The organism is Phyllobacterium myrsinacearum, assembly GCF_002980555.1.
GTDB classification, from domain to species: domain Bacteria; phylum Pseudomonadota; class Alphaproteobacteria; order Rhizobiales; family Rhizobiaceae; genus Phyllobacterium; species Phyllobacterium myrsinacearum.
Genome location: NZ_PVBT01000002.1, coordinates 663612 through 677940, shown reverse-complemented (window position 1 = coordinate 677940; position 14329 = coordinate 663612). Strand labels below are relative to the sequence as shown.

At 58.9% G+C, this 14329-nt stretch carries 12 protein-coding genes; 9 read left to right on the top strand and 3 right to left on the bottom strand.

Annotated elements, in window-relative coordinates; all coding sequences use genetic code 11:
- The first annotated feature begins 50 nt into the window (after positions 1 to 50).
- Positions 51 to 1067: a ligase-associated DNA damage response exonuclease gene (locus C5750_RS10010; protein WP_105733704.1), complete on the top strand. Its 1017-nt coding sequence runs from the start codon at positions 51 to 53 to the stop codon at positions 1065 to 1067.
- Positions 1067 to 2692, top strand: a complete 1626-nt coding sequence (locus C5750_RS10005) for a cisplatin damage response ATP-dependent DNA ligase (RefSeq protein WP_105733703.1) — start codon at positions 1067 to 1069, stop codon at positions 2690 to 2692. Before C5750_RS10010 ends, C5750_RS10005 begins: the two co-directional genes overlap by 1 nt.
- Before the next feature lie 50 nt (positions 2693 to 2742).
- On the opposite strand, the gene C5750_RS10000 is transcribed toward C5750_RS10005, so the two are convergent.
- Positions 2743 to 3540, bottom strand: a complete 798-nt coding sequence (locus C5750_RS10000; RefSeq protein ID WP_105733894.1) for a DUF1295 domain-containing protein — start codon at positions 3538 to 3540, stop codon at positions 2743 to 2745.
- Positions 3541 to 3579: 39 nt separating this feature from the next.
- On the opposite strand from C5750_RS10000, the gene C5750_RS26345 reads away from it, so the two are divergent.
- The 7 genes from C5750_RS26345 (at position 3580) to C5750_RS09965 (ending at position 12881) form a co-directional block, all read left to right on the top strand.
- Positions 3580 to 3987, top strand: a complete 408-nt coding sequence (locus C5750_RS26345; protein WP_110003311.1) for a hypothetical protein — start codon at positions 3580 to 3582, stop codon at positions 3985 to 3987.
- A gap of 115 nt (positions 3988 to 4102) precedes the next feature.
- Entirely contained in the window at positions 4103 to 5698 is a 1596-nt protein-coding gene (locus C5750_RS09990) for a peptide ABC transporter substrate-binding protein (protein ID WP_105733701.1), read from the top strand.
- Positions 5699 to 5890: 192 nt separating this feature from the next.
- Complete coding sequence (locus C5750_RS09985; protein WP_105733700.1) at positions 5891 to 7489, top strand: peptide ABC transporter substrate-binding protein; 1599 nt, start codon at positions 5891 to 5893, stop codon at positions 7487 to 7489.
- Between the two features lie 58 nt (positions 7490 to 7547).
- Entirely contained in the window at positions 7548 to 9146 is a 1599-nt protein-coding gene (locus C5750_RS09980; RefSeq protein WP_105733699.1) for a peptide ABC transporter substrate-binding protein, read from the top strand.
- Between the two features lie 82 nt (positions 9147 to 9228).
- Positions 9229 to 10152, top strand: coding sequence for an oligopeptide ABC transporter permease OppB (gene oppB / locus C5750_RS09975; protein ID WP_105733698.1), 924 nt, complete (start codon positions 9229 to 9231; stop codon positions 10150 to 10152).
- Positions 10145 to 11275, top strand: coding sequence for an ABC transporter permease (locus C5750_RS09970; protein WP_105733697.1), 1131 nt, complete (start codon positions 10145 to 10147; stop codon positions 11273 to 11275). Before oppB ends, C5750_RS09970 begins: the two co-directional genes overlap by 8 nt.
- Before the next feature lies 1 nt (position 11276).
- The gene (locus C5750_RS09965; protein WP_105733696.1) at positions 11277 to 12881 is read left to right on the top strand and encodes an ABC transporter ATP-binding protein; all 1605 of its coding nucleotides are present in this window, start codon (positions 11277 to 11279) and stop codon (positions 12879 to 12881) included.
- A 71-nt stretch (positions 12882 to 12952) separates the two neighbouring features.
- Here the strand turns inward: C5750_RS09965 and C5750_RS09960 are convergent, their stop codons facing one another.
- Both C5750_RS09960 and C5750_RS09955 read right to left on the bottom strand, forming a co-directional pair.
- A complete protein-coding gene (locus C5750_RS09960) occupies positions 12953 to 13885 on the bottom strand; it encodes a carbohydrate kinase family protein (protein ID WP_105733695.1) in 933 nt (310 codons plus the stop codon).
- Positions 13882 to 14328 (bottom strand): RbsD/FucU family protein, encoded by a 447-nt coding sequence (locus tag C5750_RS09955; RefSeq protein ID WP_105733893.1) that lies wholly within the window; start codon positions 14326 to 14328, stop codon positions 13882 to 13884. Before C5750_RS09955 ends, C5750_RS09960 begins: the two co-directional genes overlap by 4 nt.
- Position 14329: the final 1 nt, after the last annotated feature.

Below are 14329 nucleotides of genomic sequence, written 5' to 3'. Positions count from 1 at the left end.
GTGGAGCCAAATGCTGCCTATCTTCGTTGGTGCAGAAAGGTGGAAAAGGAATGCTGACCCGTCCGGAAGAGCTTTTGCGATCAACGCCAACGGGTCTCTATTCCCCGGCGGGAGATTTCCATATCGATCCGGTCAGTCCCGTGGAGCGGGCGCTGATCACCCATGGCCATGCCGACCATGCACGGCCCGGCCACCGGCATGTCATGGCGACACGCCAGACACTCGACATCATGGGGATACGCTATGGCGACAATTTTGCCGGAACGACCCAGGCGGCAGAGCTTGGAACTGTCAGCGAGATCAATGGCGTAAAGGTCAGCTTTCATCCGGCCGGTCACGTTCTGGGGTCAGCACAGATCGCGGTCGAAAAGGATGGCATGCGCATCGTCTGCTCGGGTGACTACAAGCGGGCGGCGGATCCCACCTGCATCGGGTTCGAACCGGTGCCGTGCGACGTGTTCATAACCGAAGCGACCTTTGCCCTGCCGGTGTTCCGGCATCCCGATGCCAGGGACGAAATCGCCAAGCTGGTGAAATCCATCGCGCAATTTCCCGAGCGCTCGCACCTTGTCGGCGCCTATGCGCTCGGCAAGGCGCAGCGGGTCATCCGCATGCTGCGCGATGCAGGCTATGACAGGACGATCTATATCCATGGTGCCCTGACAAAGCTGTGCGAATATTACCAGTCGCAGGGCATCGATCTTGGACCCTTGTCCCCGGCGACACTGGAAACCGGTACACCGCAGGATTTTGCCGGCAGTGTCGTCGTCGGGCCGCCTTCCTCGTTTCAGGACCGCTGGGCCCGTCGCTTTCCCGATCCTGTCTCGTGCTTTGCCTCGGGCTGGATGCGTATCCGCCAGCGCGCGCGCCAGCAGGGGGTGGAACTGCCGATCATCCTGTCCGATCATTGCGACTGGGACGAACTGACCGGTACGATCAGGGAACTGGCGCCATCGCAGATCTGGGTGACCCACGGCCGCGAGGAGGCGCTCGTCCGATGGTGCGATCTCAATGGCTTTGCCGCACGGCCGCTGCATCTTGTCGGCTATGAAGACGAGGGGGACTGATGCGCGAATTCGCCGCCCTTCTCGACAGGCTGGTGCTCACACCGCAGCGCAACGGTAAGATCAGGCTGCTCGTCGACTATTTCAGGCAAACGCCGGACCCGGACCGCGGCCTGGCTCTTGCCGCCATCACGCGGGATCTCGACATCGCCAATGTCAAACCGGCCATGCTGCGCGCGCTCGTCGCCGAGCGCATGGACGAGCAGCTTTTTGCCTATTCTTATGACTATGTCGGCGATCTCGCTGAAACGATTTCCCTGGTCTGGTCAGCCAGGGAGCCATCGCGCGCCAACGCCATTCCCACCCTTGGCGACGTGGTTGCCTCGCTCGCGCGCGCCTCGCGCAGCGATGCCATCAAACTCGTGGAGAAATGGCTCGACCAGCTGGATGCATCGGCGCGCTATGCCCTGCTGAAACTGGTGACCGGCGGCCTGCGCATCGGCGTTTCGGCACGGCTGGCCAAACAGGCACTTGCGGATTTCGGCAGTGTCGACGTGAGTGAGATCGAAGAGCTCTGGCATGGGCTGAAGCCGCCCTATCAATCCCTGTTCGCCTGGCTGGAAGGCAAGGCGGAAAAGCCCGCGAGCCTCGCCGCGGCGCCGTTTCGGCCGGTCATGCTTTCGACACCACTGGAGGAGCCGGATTACACGAAGATTGTCGCGGAAGATTATGCTGCGGAGTGGAAGTGGGACGGCATCCGCGTGCAATTGACGGCTGAAACCGGTCAGCGGCGCATCTATTCGCGGACGGGTGATGATATCTCCCACGCCTTTCCCGACATTGCCGATGCCATGAATTTCGCGGGAACGCTGGACGGTGAACTGCTCGTTGCCCGCAGCACCGACGAAAGCGTCGAAATCGGCGCCTTCGGCGACCTGCAGCAGCGGCTTAACCGGAAAGCCGTCTCGGCCAGGCAGATGGAAAGCCATCCGGCATTCGTGCGGCTGTATGATCTCCTGATTGACGGAGATGAAGACATCCGGACTTTGTCTTTTGCTGAGAGGAGGCAAAGGCTGGAGCGCTTTGCGGCGGCGCTCGATCCATCCCGTTTCGATCTGTCGCCGCTTGTTGCCTACACCACGTTCGAAGACCTTGCCGCGTTGCGCAGGGACCCGCCCCATCCCGTCATTGAGGGATTGATGCTGAAGCGGTGGGATTCAACCTATGTGCCGGGACGCCCAAAAGGGCCTTGGTTCAAATGGAAGCGCGATCCCTTTACCATCGACGCGGTTCTGGTCTATGCGCAGCGCGGGCACGGCAAGCGGTCGAGCTTCTATTCGGATTATACATTTGCCGTCTGGACCGGCCCGGAAGACGATCCGCATCTGGTACCGGTGGGAAAGGCCTATTTCGGCTTTACCGATGAAGAGCTGAAACAGCTCGATGCCTATGTGCGCAACAACACCACCGAACGCTTCGGGCCGGTACGCTCGGTACGGGCGGAACCAGCCCATGGCCTCGTTCTGGAGGTGGCGTTTGAAGGATTGAACCGGTCAAAGCGGCACAAGTCAGGCGTTGCCATGCGCTTTCCCCGCATCGCCCGCCTGCGCTGGGACAAGCCGCCGATCGAGGCGGACAGGCTGGAAACACTGGAAGCGCTTCTGCGCGATTCCGATGCCACCGATTGACGCGATGGATATTAACGACACTTCAATAGGTTAATACCTATTTTCTTACCTTATTCTTTAGGAGGCTTGGGAAAGAAGATGCTCGTACGCCGTTGATAGTCTTGGAAAGCCTGTCCACGCGAGGCAAGCATATGTTCCTCCAGCGGCGGGACACCGGAGACATGGCGCAGCAGCACATACATCAGAACCGGGGCGGCGAGCGTAAGCCAGCCATGCACATAGTCGCCGTCGAAATCGGCAGCGATCAGCACATAGGACACCCAGCCCAGCCACTCGAAGAAGTAATTGGGGTGACGCGACCAGCGCCAGAACCCCGTATCGCAGATCTTGCCGCGATTGGCCGGGTTGCGGGAAAACCGTTTGAGCTGCCAGTCCGCAATCGCTTCACCGGCAAGGGCGACAAGCATCACGGTGAGCCCGAGATAATCGGGAAATTCCAGCTCGATATCCGGCCGGGCCGCAGCGATATAGACGCTGATGACCAGGAGAATGCCCGCAAATGCCTGGGTTTGCAGAAAGAAGAACATCTGCGAATGGGCGGACGCACCCCATTGCCGGCGCAACCGGGCGTAGCGCGGATCATCCTCGCCGTTGAGCGTGCGCAGCAGGATATGTCCGCCCAGCCGCAGCGACCATAGGGCAAGCAGGGCAATCACCAGCCATTTCCTTGCCGGCGATACCATATCGCTGGAGAACAGGATGGAGAGAATGCCGATGGCTCCGACACCGAAGGACCAGAAGGCATCAGCCCAGCCGCTGTTCCCGGTCCGGCGCTGCACAAGGAAAGCACAGGCCATCACGCCGCTGAGCGCGACAGCTGCGATAATAAGTATGACGAGAGCTGTCATGCACATTTACCTGTTGTTCACCGGGGGGATGTCGGACTGATGTTCAAAGGGCGGGGCACTGCAGCATACAGGATTTTTCCGATCAGCAAATCACTCCCGCTTAAGACTTATTTTTGTCCAGCTGTCCAAGGACAAAATTGGCGGTATCGCGCCGTGGGGAAAGGCAAGGGCGACAATCATCCGCATCGCTTGGCCGGTCACCGGGCAATGCGTGCCGATCTCACCGAAAAGTGCCGCAAACGCTTTGCTAACCAAATTTCCATTTCGGGGAAAATTATCGAAACTGACGCCGTGAAACGCGCCGGAGCGGCGATTTTGGATCAAAAAATGGCGAGAATCGGCCCGATGGTCCACATCGTGCACAATTTTTTTGACGTTTTCGTAAAATTCGCTTGCAGGGCAAATAGCCCGAAAATGCTGCTCTATCCTGAGTTTAACCCGATTTAAGCCGTTTCGTCGACTCGCATATTTCGCATAAATCGGAAAATCGACGGCTTGCGTTTGGCAAAATTTTGGCTTTTATTCATGCCTTCATAATTCTTCAAAGGGGAAGGACTAAAAAATGTCATTTATGAAACTCAATTTCCGTGCGGCGCTGCTGCTTGGATCGCTGATGATAGGCGCAAGCCCGGCACTGGCAGAAGCCGTGCTGCATCGCGGCAACAGCGGTGAACCGCAGACCCTTGACCAGTCGCAAACCTCCATCGATATCGAGGCATTCATCGTCAAGGACCTCTACGAAGGCCTGACGATCTATGACGCGAACGGCAAGATTGTTCCGGGTACCGCGGAAAGCTGGAAAGTTTCCGATGACGGCACCGTCTACACGTTCAAGCTGCGCGACAATGCCAACTGGTCCGATGGCACGCCAGTAACGGCGGAAGATTTTGTTTTCTCGATGCGCCGCGTCGAAGACCCGAAGACAGCGGCCGGCTACGCCAATATCCTTTATCCGATCAAAAATGCCGAAGCGGTCAACAAGAGCAAGGCCAAGATTGAGGAACTCGGCGTAAAGGCCATTGATGCCAAGACGCTGGAAATCACGCTCGAACGCCCGACCCCGTTCTTCATCGAGCTGCTGTCGCACCAGACTGCACTGCCGATCAACAAGGCCAGCTTCGAAAAGAACGGCGCTGATTTCGTCAAGCCGGGCAAGCTGGTGGGCAATGGCGCATTCAAGCTGCTTGAGCACGTGCCGAACGATCATCTGACCGTTGCCAAGAACGAGCATTACTGGGACGCCGCAAACGTCAAGCTCGACAAGGTCATCTTCTATCCGCTCGAAGACCAGGCGGCAGCCGTCCGGCGTTACGAAGCGGGTGAACTGGACCTCGTCTACAACTTCTCGTCTGACCAGATCGAGCGCATGCGCGCCGCCAATGCCAAGCAGGTCCACGTGACCCCGGCCATGGCAACCTACTACTACCCCTTCGACACGCGCACCGAACCCTTCAACGATGTACGCGTGCGCCGCGCCCTCTCGATGGCCGTCGACCGTGATTTCCTTGCCAAAGACATCTATAACGGCACCAAACTGCCGGTTTACTCTCTGGTGCCTGCGGGCATGGAAAACTACGGCGAACCGTCCAAGGCCGATTTTGCCGACAAATCCCAGCTGGATCGCGAAGATGAAGCGCTCAAGCTGATGAAGGAAGCGGGCTATGGCGAAGGCGGCAAACCGCTGAGCATTGAAATCCGCTACAACACCAACCCGAACCACGAGCGCGTGGCGACGGCTGTTGCCGATATGTGGAAAAAGACCTTCGGCGCCAAGGTCACGCTGATGAACCTCGATATTTCATCGCACTATGCCTATCTGCAGGAAGGCGGCAAATTCAACGTTGCCCGCGCTGGCTGGACGGCGGACTATGCCGATCCGGAAAACTTCCTCAACCTCAATGTCAGCAGCAACAAGACCTTCAACTACGGGCATTACTCAAATCCAGAATTTGATGCCCTGATGAAGAAGTCCTATGAAGAGCGCAATCCTGCGGAACGCGCCAAGATCCTGCATCAGGCAGAAGCATTGATCATGCGCGACCAGCCGATCGCGCCGCTGATGAATGACGCGAACCTCTGGCTCGTGGCCGACAAGGTCAAGGGCTGGGGCGACAACGCCAACAACGAGCATCTGAGCAAATATCTCAGCGTTGAATAGCTGAAGTCTGACGCGCAATCCGCACCCGCGGGTTGCGCGTCACTCTTTTGCCCGGCTCGTTATGTGCCACTTACCGACCGCAAATCGACAAACAGACATGACCCGGCACCGTCCTTTCGACAGGACCGTGAACGGGCCGGCATTGCCATTTCATGACGAACATTGACCCGTAAACGGCGAGGGAACAGCCAGATGACGTTTGCAAAACTGAACATAACTGCCGCCCTTCTTGCCGGTTCGCTGTTGCTGGCGGCAAGCCCGGCGCTTGCTGAAGCGGTTCTGCATCGCGGCAATAGCGGCGAACCGCAAACACTCGATCCCTCCCAGACCTCGCTTGAGATCGAGGCCTTCATCCTGAAGGACCTCTATGAGGGGCTGACCAGCTATGATCCTGCCGGCAAGATCGTGCCGGGCGCCGCAGAAAGCTGGACTGTCTCCGATGACGGCACGGTCTATACTTTCAAGATCCGCGCCAATGCCAACTGGTCTGACGGCTCGCCCGTCACCGCGGATGATTTCATCTTCTCCTTCAAGCGCGTTGAAGAGCCGAAGACGGCGGCCGGCTACGCCAACATGCTCTATCCCATCAAGAATGCTGAGAAGATCAACAAGGGCGAACTGCCCGTCGACCAGATCGGCATGAAGGCGATTGATGCCAAGACGCTCGAAATCACCCTGGAGCGCGCAACACCCTTCTTCGTGGAATTGCTGGCGCACCAGACCGCCCTGCCGGTCAACAGGGCAAGCCTGGAAAAGAACGGCGCCGACTTCATCAAGCCGGGCAAACTCATCTCCAACGGCGCCTTCGAGCTTGTCGAACACGTGCAGAACGATCATCTGACCGCCGCCAGGAACCCGGACTACTGGGGCGCCGCCGACGTGAAACTGGACAAGGTCATCTTCTACCCGACCGAGGATCAGGCGGCGGCCGTGCGCCGCTTCGAAGCCAGGGAAATGGACCTCGTCTACAATTTCTCCGCCGACCAGATCGAGCGCCTGCGCGCCTCCATGGGCGATCAGGTGCGCATCACCCCGGCGCTGTCGACCTATTTCTATTCCTTCGACACTCGCGTCGAACCGTTCAGCGACGTGCGCGTGCGCCGGGCGCTGTCCATGGCGATCGACCGCGACTTCCTGTCGAATGAAATCTACAAGGGCGCACAGCTGCCCGCCTATTCGCTGGTCCCCGAAGGCATTACCAATTACGGCACGCCGGCCAAACCCGATTTTGCCGACATGTCGCAGCTCGACCGTGACGACAAGGCGCTCGCCTTGATGAAGGAGGCGGGCTATGGCACCGGCGGCAAGCCGCTCAACATCGAGATCCGCTACAACACCAATCCCAATCACGAACGGGTCGCCATCGCCGTTGCCGATATGTGGAAAAAGGCCTTCGGCGCTAATGTCACCCTGCTGCAGAACGATATCAGCGCGCACTACGCCTACCTGAAAGAGGGCGGCAAATTCAACGTGGCGCGGGCGGGCTGGACGGCGGACTATGCCGATGCCGAGAACTTCATGGTCATCAACCTAAGCACCAACACCACCTTCAACTATGGCCGCTGGAACAATCCGGACTTCGATGCCCTGGTCAAGAAGTCCTATGACGAGAAAGATCCGGCCGCCCGCTCCAAGATCCTGCATGAAGCCGAAGCCCTGGTGCTGCAGGAGCAGCCCGTCGCGCCCATGATGAATTTCGGCCAGCTCTGGCTCGTCTCCAACCGCGTCAAGGGCTGGAAGGACAACGGCACCAACGACCACTTAAGCAAATATCTGAGCCTTGAACAGTAATCGCGTGCGCACCGCCGCCTGCGCGATGCGCCTGAATCAATGAGGGAAAGGACGGTAAATGATGTCTGTTAAGTTCAATCTGCGCACCGCAATCCTGCTTGGCACGCTGACGCTTGCCGCAAGTCCCGCCCTCGCCGAAGCGGTCCTGCACCGGGGCAATGCGGGCGAACCCAATACGCTCGACCAATCCCAGACATCCATCGATATCGAGGCCTTTGTCGTCAAGGACCTCTACGAAGGGTTGACCGTCTACGATGCCAAGGGCGCCATCATACCGGGTGCGGCGGAAAGCTGGACGGTATCGGATGACGGCACGGTCTATACATTCAAGCTTCGCGCCAATGCCAACTGGTCGGACGGCACGCCGGTCACAGCGGAAGACTTTGTCTTCTCCTATCGCCGCATCGAGGATCCGAAGACGGCGGCCAAATACGCCAACATTCTTTATCCCATCAAGAATGCGGAAAAGATCAACAAGGGTGAATTGCCGCTCGATCAGCTTGGCGTGAAGGCCGTTGATGCCAAGACCGTCGAAATTACGCTCGAGCGGGCGACGCCCTTCTTCATCCAGCTGATGGCGCACCAGACGGCGTTGCCCATCAACAAGGCCAGTTTTGAGAAGAATGGCCCGGATTTCGTCAAACCCGGCAAGATGGTGTCGAACGGCGCCTTCCAGCTTGTCGACCATGTGCTCAACGATCACCTGACCGTCGGCAAGAACCCCAATTACTGGGATGCGGCCAATGTCAAACTGGACAAGGTCATCTTCTATCCGCTGGAAGATGATGCAGCGGCGGTCCGGCGCTTTGAAGCCGGGGAACTCGACACGGTCTACAATTTCTCGGCGGACCAGATCGAGCGCCTGCGCAAATCCTGGGGCGATCAGGTGCATGTGACCCCGGCGCTGGCCACCTATTATTATGCCTTCGACACGCGTACCGAGCCCTTCAACGATGTGCGCGTGCGCAACGCACTGTCCATGTCGGTTGATCGCGACTTCCTCGCCAAGGAAATCTACAGCGGCGCGCAACTGCCGACCTATTCGCTCGTGCCGCCCGGTCTTGCCACCTATGGCGAACCGTCCAAGGCGGCCTTTGCCGACATGTCGCAGCTGGATCGCGACGACAAGGCTGTCGCGCTGATGAAAGAGGCGGGCTACGGTCCGGGCGGCAAACCGCTCAACATCGAGATCCGCTACAACACCAACGCCAACCATGAACGGGTGGCAACAGCTGTCGCCGACATGTGGAAGAAGGCGTTCGGCGCCAACGTGACCCTGATGAACCTCGATGTGTCGTCGCACTATGCCTACCTGCAGGAGGGCGGCAAGTTCAACGTTGCCCGCGCTGGCTGGACGGCGGACTATGCCGATGCGGAAAATTTCCTGGCCCTGAATGTCAGCAGCAACAAGACATTCAACTACGGGCACTACAACAACCCGGAATATGACGCGCTGATGAAGCAATCCTATGACGAGCGCGATCCCGCAGCCCGGTCGAAGATCCTGCATGCGGCGGAAGCCCTTCTGACGCGGGACGAGCCCATCGCATCGCTGATGAACAGCGCCAACATCTGGCTCATCTCCAAGCGGATCAAAGGCTGGGGCGACAATCCAACCAACGAACACCTGAGCAAATATCTGAGCCTTGCGGAATGATGTCTGTCCTGAACGCAACGGTCTAATTGAGTGAGTAGGTGCAGCTGCTGCGGAAGCTGCACAGAAGAGAGAGTATATCTCCATGTTTCATTTCGTTCTTCGCCGGCTGGCGAGTGCAGTGCCGACATTGTTCATTGTCGTCACCATTTCGTTCTTCCTGATGCGGTTTGCACCGGGCGGCCCCTTCAACCTTGAAAGACCGCTGCCGCCGGCGACGATGGAAAACCTGATGAAGGCCTACCATCTCGATCAGCCGCTCTGGAACCAGTATCTGCAATATCTCAAGAATGCAGTGACCGGCGATTTCGGCCCGAGTTATATCTACAAGGACAATACGATTGCCGAGCTGATCGGCAAGGGCCTGCCTTACTCGGTGGAACTCGGGTTCTATGCCTTGCTGCTTGCGCTTTTCGGCGGGGTGATTGTCGGAACGATCGCAGCTTTACGGCAGAACAGTTTTCTTGATTTCCTGATCATGTCGGTCGCGACAATCGGTGTGACTGTGCCCAATTTCGTCGTGGGCCCGGTGCTCACCCTGATTTTCGCGGTATTGCTGTCACTGCTTCCCGCGGGCGGCTGGGGCGACGGATCCTGGCGCTTCCTGATATTGCCGATGATTGCCCTGGCGCTGCCGCAGCTGGCCGTATTTGCCCGTCTTACGCGCGGCTCGATGATCGAAGGCCTGCATACGGACCATATCCGCACGGCGCGGGCCTACGGTTTGCCGCCGAGGACCGTCGTCATCACCCACGCCATGCGCGGGGCGCTTCTGCCGGTTGTCTCCTATCTCGCCCCCTGCGCCGCCGCTCTTCTGACCGGTTCCGCGGTGGTCGAAACCATCTTCACCATCCCCGGCGTCGGCCGCTACTTCGTGCTGGGTGCCATCAATCGCGATTACACGCTCGTGATGGGAACGGTCGTTCTCGTGGCGATTTTCGTTATCGTTTTCAATCTTGTGGTCGATATTCTGTACGGCCTTCTTGATCCGAGGGTTCGCCATGACTGATATATCCGCGACAAACATTCCAGAGAAGGAAACCCAGGGGCGAAGCCTGTTTCAGCTGGCGGCGCTGCGCTTCCGCCGCAACCGTGCGGCGATGGCAGGCTGCGTTGTGCTGTTCTTCATCACCCTGTTTTCCTTCTTCGGGCCCTATTTCCTCAGCCACACCTACGATCAGGTGTTCCCGTCCTACGTTACCATCCCGCCAAGCCTTGAAGCCTTGCCGAAGGCCAATACCCTTGGCGACGTGATGGCAGGCGTAGCCAGCCGGGCCCGCGTACAGCTGAAGGAATTTGCCGTCGACGGCAATACTTTCACTGCAACCATTCACTCCGATCAGCCGATCGATCCGCGTACGACCCGCTATTTCGACCGGGCGAACGAGTTTCAGGACACCAAGGTCGCGGCAACGGAAGACGACGGCAAAACCCTTAAACTGGCGGGCAATGTCAACCGCGAATACTTCTTCTTCGGCACCGATGCCAATGGCCGCGACATGCTGGCCCGCATCATGCTGGGCGGGCAGATTTCACTGGCGGTCGGTTTCCTTGCCAGCCTCGTCTCGCTGGCGGTCGGTGTGACCTACGGCGCAATCTCCGGTTATATTGGCGGGCGCGTCGACAATGTGATGATGCGACTGGTGGAAATTCTCTATTCGCTGCCTTTCGTGTTTCTGGTGGTGGTTCTCGTCGTTTTCTTCGGCCGGAGTTTCATCCTGATCTTCCTGGTGATCGGTGCCGTGGAATGGCTTGATATGGCACGCATTGTGCGCGGCCAGACCCTTGCCCTGAAACGCCGCGAATTCATCGGCGCAGCGCAGGCCCTGGGCTTGACCGACTGGCAGATCATCCGCCGTCACATCATCCCCAATACCATCGGCCCGGTCATCGTCTTCGTTACGGTCGTCGTTCCGAAAGTCATTCTTCTGGAAAGCTTCCTGTCCTTCCTCGGCCTCGGTGTTCAGGCGCCGCTGACCAGTTGGGGGGCGCTGATTTCCGAAGGCGCCAACAAAATGCAATCTGCACCCTGGCTGCTGATTTTCCCTGCCATTTTCTTCGTCGTCACCCTGTTCTCCCTGAACTTCATCGGTGATGGCCTGCGTGACGCACTCGACCCGAAGGACCGCTGAAATGACGGACAACAAAGATACCGTATTGTCCGTACGCGGACTGAAAGTCGACTTCACCACGCCGGACGGCGACGTCAAGGCCGTCAAGGGCATCGATCTCGATGTGCTTCCGGGCGAGACACTGGCTGTCGTCGGTGAATCCGGCTCCGGCAAGAGCCAGACCATGATGGGCATCATGGGACTGCTTGCCCAGAACGGGCGTGTCACCGGCTCGGCCAAGTATCGCGGCAAGGAGCTGGTCGGCCTGCCGACCAAGGCCCTCAACGAGGTGCGCGGTTCGAAGATCACCATGATTTTCCAGGAACCGATGACCTCGCTCGATCCGCTTTACACGATCGGCCGGCAGATTGCCGAACCCATCGTCCACCACAAGGGTATCAGCTTCAAACAGGCGAAGGTGCGCGTGCTCGAACTGTTGAAGCTTGTCGGTATTCCCGAGCCGGAACGGCGCATCAACAGCTATCCGCATGAGATGTCGGGCGGTCAGCGCCAGCGCGTCATGATCGCCATGGCATTGGCCAACGAACCGGATCTGCTGATTGCCGACGAGCCGACCACGGCGCTTGACGTGACGATCCAGGCCCAGATTCTCGATCTCCTGCGCGATCTGCAGAAGCGGTTCGGCATGGCCATAGTGCTGATCACCCATGATCTTGGCGTGGTCAAACATTTTGCCGAGCGCGTGGTCGTCATGCGGCGCGGCGAGGTCGTGGAAAAGGGCACGATCGAGGACATTTTTGAACGCCCCAAGGAAGACTACACCAAGATGCTTCTGGCGGCAGAGCCCAGCGGCAGCAAATCGGCACCGGACGACAAGGCGCCGATCATGCTGGAAGGACGCAATGTCACGGTCGATTTCGCCATTGGCGGCGGCTTCTTCTCCAGTGCGCACACGCGTTTTCGCGCCGTCGACGGCGTCACGGTCCGGCTCAAGCAGCAGCAAACCATCGGCATTGTCGGTGAATCCGGCTCCGGCAAGTCAACGCTCGGGCGGGCGCTCTTGCGCCTTTTGCCGAGCAGTGGGCAGTATCATTTTGAAAACAAAAACATTTCCAGCTTTGATCGCGCTGCCATGCGGCCGCTGCGCCGGGAATTGCAGCTGGTGTTCCAGGACCCCTACGGCTCGCTTTCGCCACGCCAGACAGTGGGCGAAATCATCACCGAGGGCCTGCTTATCCACGAGCCGCAGCTGTCGCGCACTGACCGCGACAAGCGGGCGATTGCAGCGCTCAAGGAAGTGGGGCTCGATCCCGGCGCACGCAACCGCTATCCGCACGAGTTTTCCGGGGGACAGCGGCAACGCATCGCCATCGCGCGCGCCATGATCCTCAAGCCGAAGGTCGTCATTCTCGATGAACCGACCTCGGCGCTCGACCGGTCGGTGCAGGGGCAGGTCATCGAACTGCTGCGCGACCTGCAGGCCAAACATGACCTGTCCTATATCTTCATCAGTCACGATCTCGCAGTCATCAAGGCGATGTCCGACTATGTGATCGTGATGAAGAGCGGCAAGATCGTCGAGGAAGGTCAGACCGATGATATTTTCGATGCGCCCCAGCACGATTATACCAAGACGCTGATCGGCGCTGCGTTCGATTTGGACTAAGGTCTCGCTTTTTTAATGAAACGCCATTCTGTAAACTGTCACAGAATGGCGTTCTGCAGAGCGCGAAACAATTACAGTTCAGACCGCCATGGCGGGTTGGCGCCAGCGCGCGATACGGTGACGGCGGAAGCCTTGACACCGAGCAGCAGCGCATTGCGAATTTGCTCTTCGTCAAGTGACGCCAGCGCAGCCTTGTCCAGAAGGCCGGCCTCCTGCAGCGAGGTCAGGACACCCGCCGTGAACGTATCGCCGGCGCCCACCGTGTCGACAACCGCAACCTTCTGTGCGGCCACGTGCACGGCCAGTTCGGATGTATAGCCGGTCACGCCATCCGCACCATGGGTGACGAGAATGAGTTTCGGACCATGCTGGGATGCCGGAACAATCCAGCGCCGCGCAATCTCTTCCATCGTGCCGCTTTCACCGAACCAGCGCATATCCTCATCGGAAATCTTGACGATATCGCTCATGGCGATCATGCGGCGCATGCGCGCCAGATGCTTCTCCTTGTCGGGGATAAAGCCCGGCCGGATATTGGGATCGAGAACGATGACCCGCGTTTCATGCTCGCGCGCCATCAGCGCTTCATAGGTCGAGCCGCAGGGTTCCGGAATAAGGCTGATCGCACCGAACTGCAGCGTCGTGACATTGTCATCCAGCGCGGGCAGGTCGCCGAGGGCGAGCGAACGCCCGGCGCTGTTCTCGTCGTAGAAGGTGTAGCTGGCCTGGCCGTCAGTCAGGCGCACAAACGCCAGCGTCGTGGGCTGGGGCGAAATGTGGGCATAGCGCGTGCCGACATGGTTGGCCGCCAGACTGTCGCGCAGCATCTGACCGAAGAAATCCGAGGAGACGCCGGAATAGAATTCGGTCGGCACGCCGAGACGGCCCAGGGCAATGGCCGTATTGAAAACCGCGCCGCCGACATAGGGGGCAAAGGCCGGTTCACCCGCCTCGCTCGTGCGCGGCAGCATATCGATCAGAGCTTCACCACAACATAGGATCATTTGTCAGTTTCTTTCGATGGATGGATGACGCCCTTGCGGACGATGATATTGCCGTACAGTCTGGGTTCGCTTGTCGCGATGATCGTATGGGCAGTTTTCACCCGTGTGTAAAACGCCTCGCCAACCAGCGGCAAGAGGGAAAATCCGGGGGCACGGCGGGCACAGACATCGGCCATCTCCGCATGCACCGGATCAAGGAGATCAGGATTTCCTTTCACCGTGGCGCGGAACAGCGCGTGCGGGACAAAATCATCAACCGGCATTACCTGCAGGATCGCGTCGAGAATGGGAATGAGCGGCAGGCCATCGGCCCGGATCAGCCGCCGGGCATGTTCAAGCGCCGGATAATTGCCGTCGACCAGCGCGATTTCGTCGCCATGTCCCATGGCGCGCAGCGTCGCCAGCAGCTCCGGGCCCAGAATGGGCGGAATACCAATCAGCACG

Excerpts from the sequence above, each read along its gene's own strand:
- C5750_RS09985 (WP_105733700.1), top strand. The coding sequence starts at position 5,891 with ATGACGTTTGCAAAACTGAACATAACTGCCGCCCTTCTTGCCGGTTCG.
- C5750_RS09980 (WP_105733699.1), top strand. The coding sequence starts at position 7,548 with ATGATGTCTGTTAAGTTCAATCTGCGCACCGCAATCCTGCTTGGCACG.
- C5750_RS10010 (WP_105733704.1), top strand. The coding sequence starts at position 51 with ATGCTGACCCGTCCGGAAGAGCTTTTGCGATCAACGCCAACGGGTCTC.
- C5750_RS10000 (WP_105733894.1), bottom strand. The coding sequence starts at position 3,540 with ATGACAGCTCTCGTCATACTTATTATCGCAGCTGTCGCGCTCAGCGGC.
- C5750_RS09960 (WP_105733695.1), bottom strand. The coding sequence starts at position 13,885 with ATGATCCTATGTTGTGGTGAAGCTCTGATCGATATGCTGCCGCGCACG.
- oppB (WP_105733698.1), top strand. The coding sequence starts at position 9,229 with ATGTTTCATTTCGTTCTTCGCCGGCTGGCGAGTGCAGTGCCGACATTG.
- C5750_RS09965 (WP_105733696.1), top strand. The coding sequence starts at position 11,277 with ATGACGGACAACAAAGATACCGTATTGTCCGTACGCGGACTGAAAGTC.
- C5750_RS10005 (WP_105733703.1), top strand. The coding sequence starts at position 1,067 with ATGCGCGAATTCGCCGCCCTTCTCGACAGGCTGGTGCTCACACCGCAG.
- C5750_RS09990 (WP_105733701.1), top strand. The coding sequence starts at position 4,103 with ATGTCATTTATGAAACTCAATTTCCGTGCGGCGCTGCTGCTTGGATCG.
- C5750_RS26345 (WP_110003311.1), top strand. The coding sequence starts at position 3,580 with ATGTTCAAAGGGCGGGGCACTGCAGCATACAGGATTTTTCCGATCAGC.
- C5750_RS09970 (WP_105733697.1), top strand. The coding sequence starts at position 10,145 with ATGACTGATATATCCGCGACAAACATTCCAGAGAAGGAAACCCAGGGG.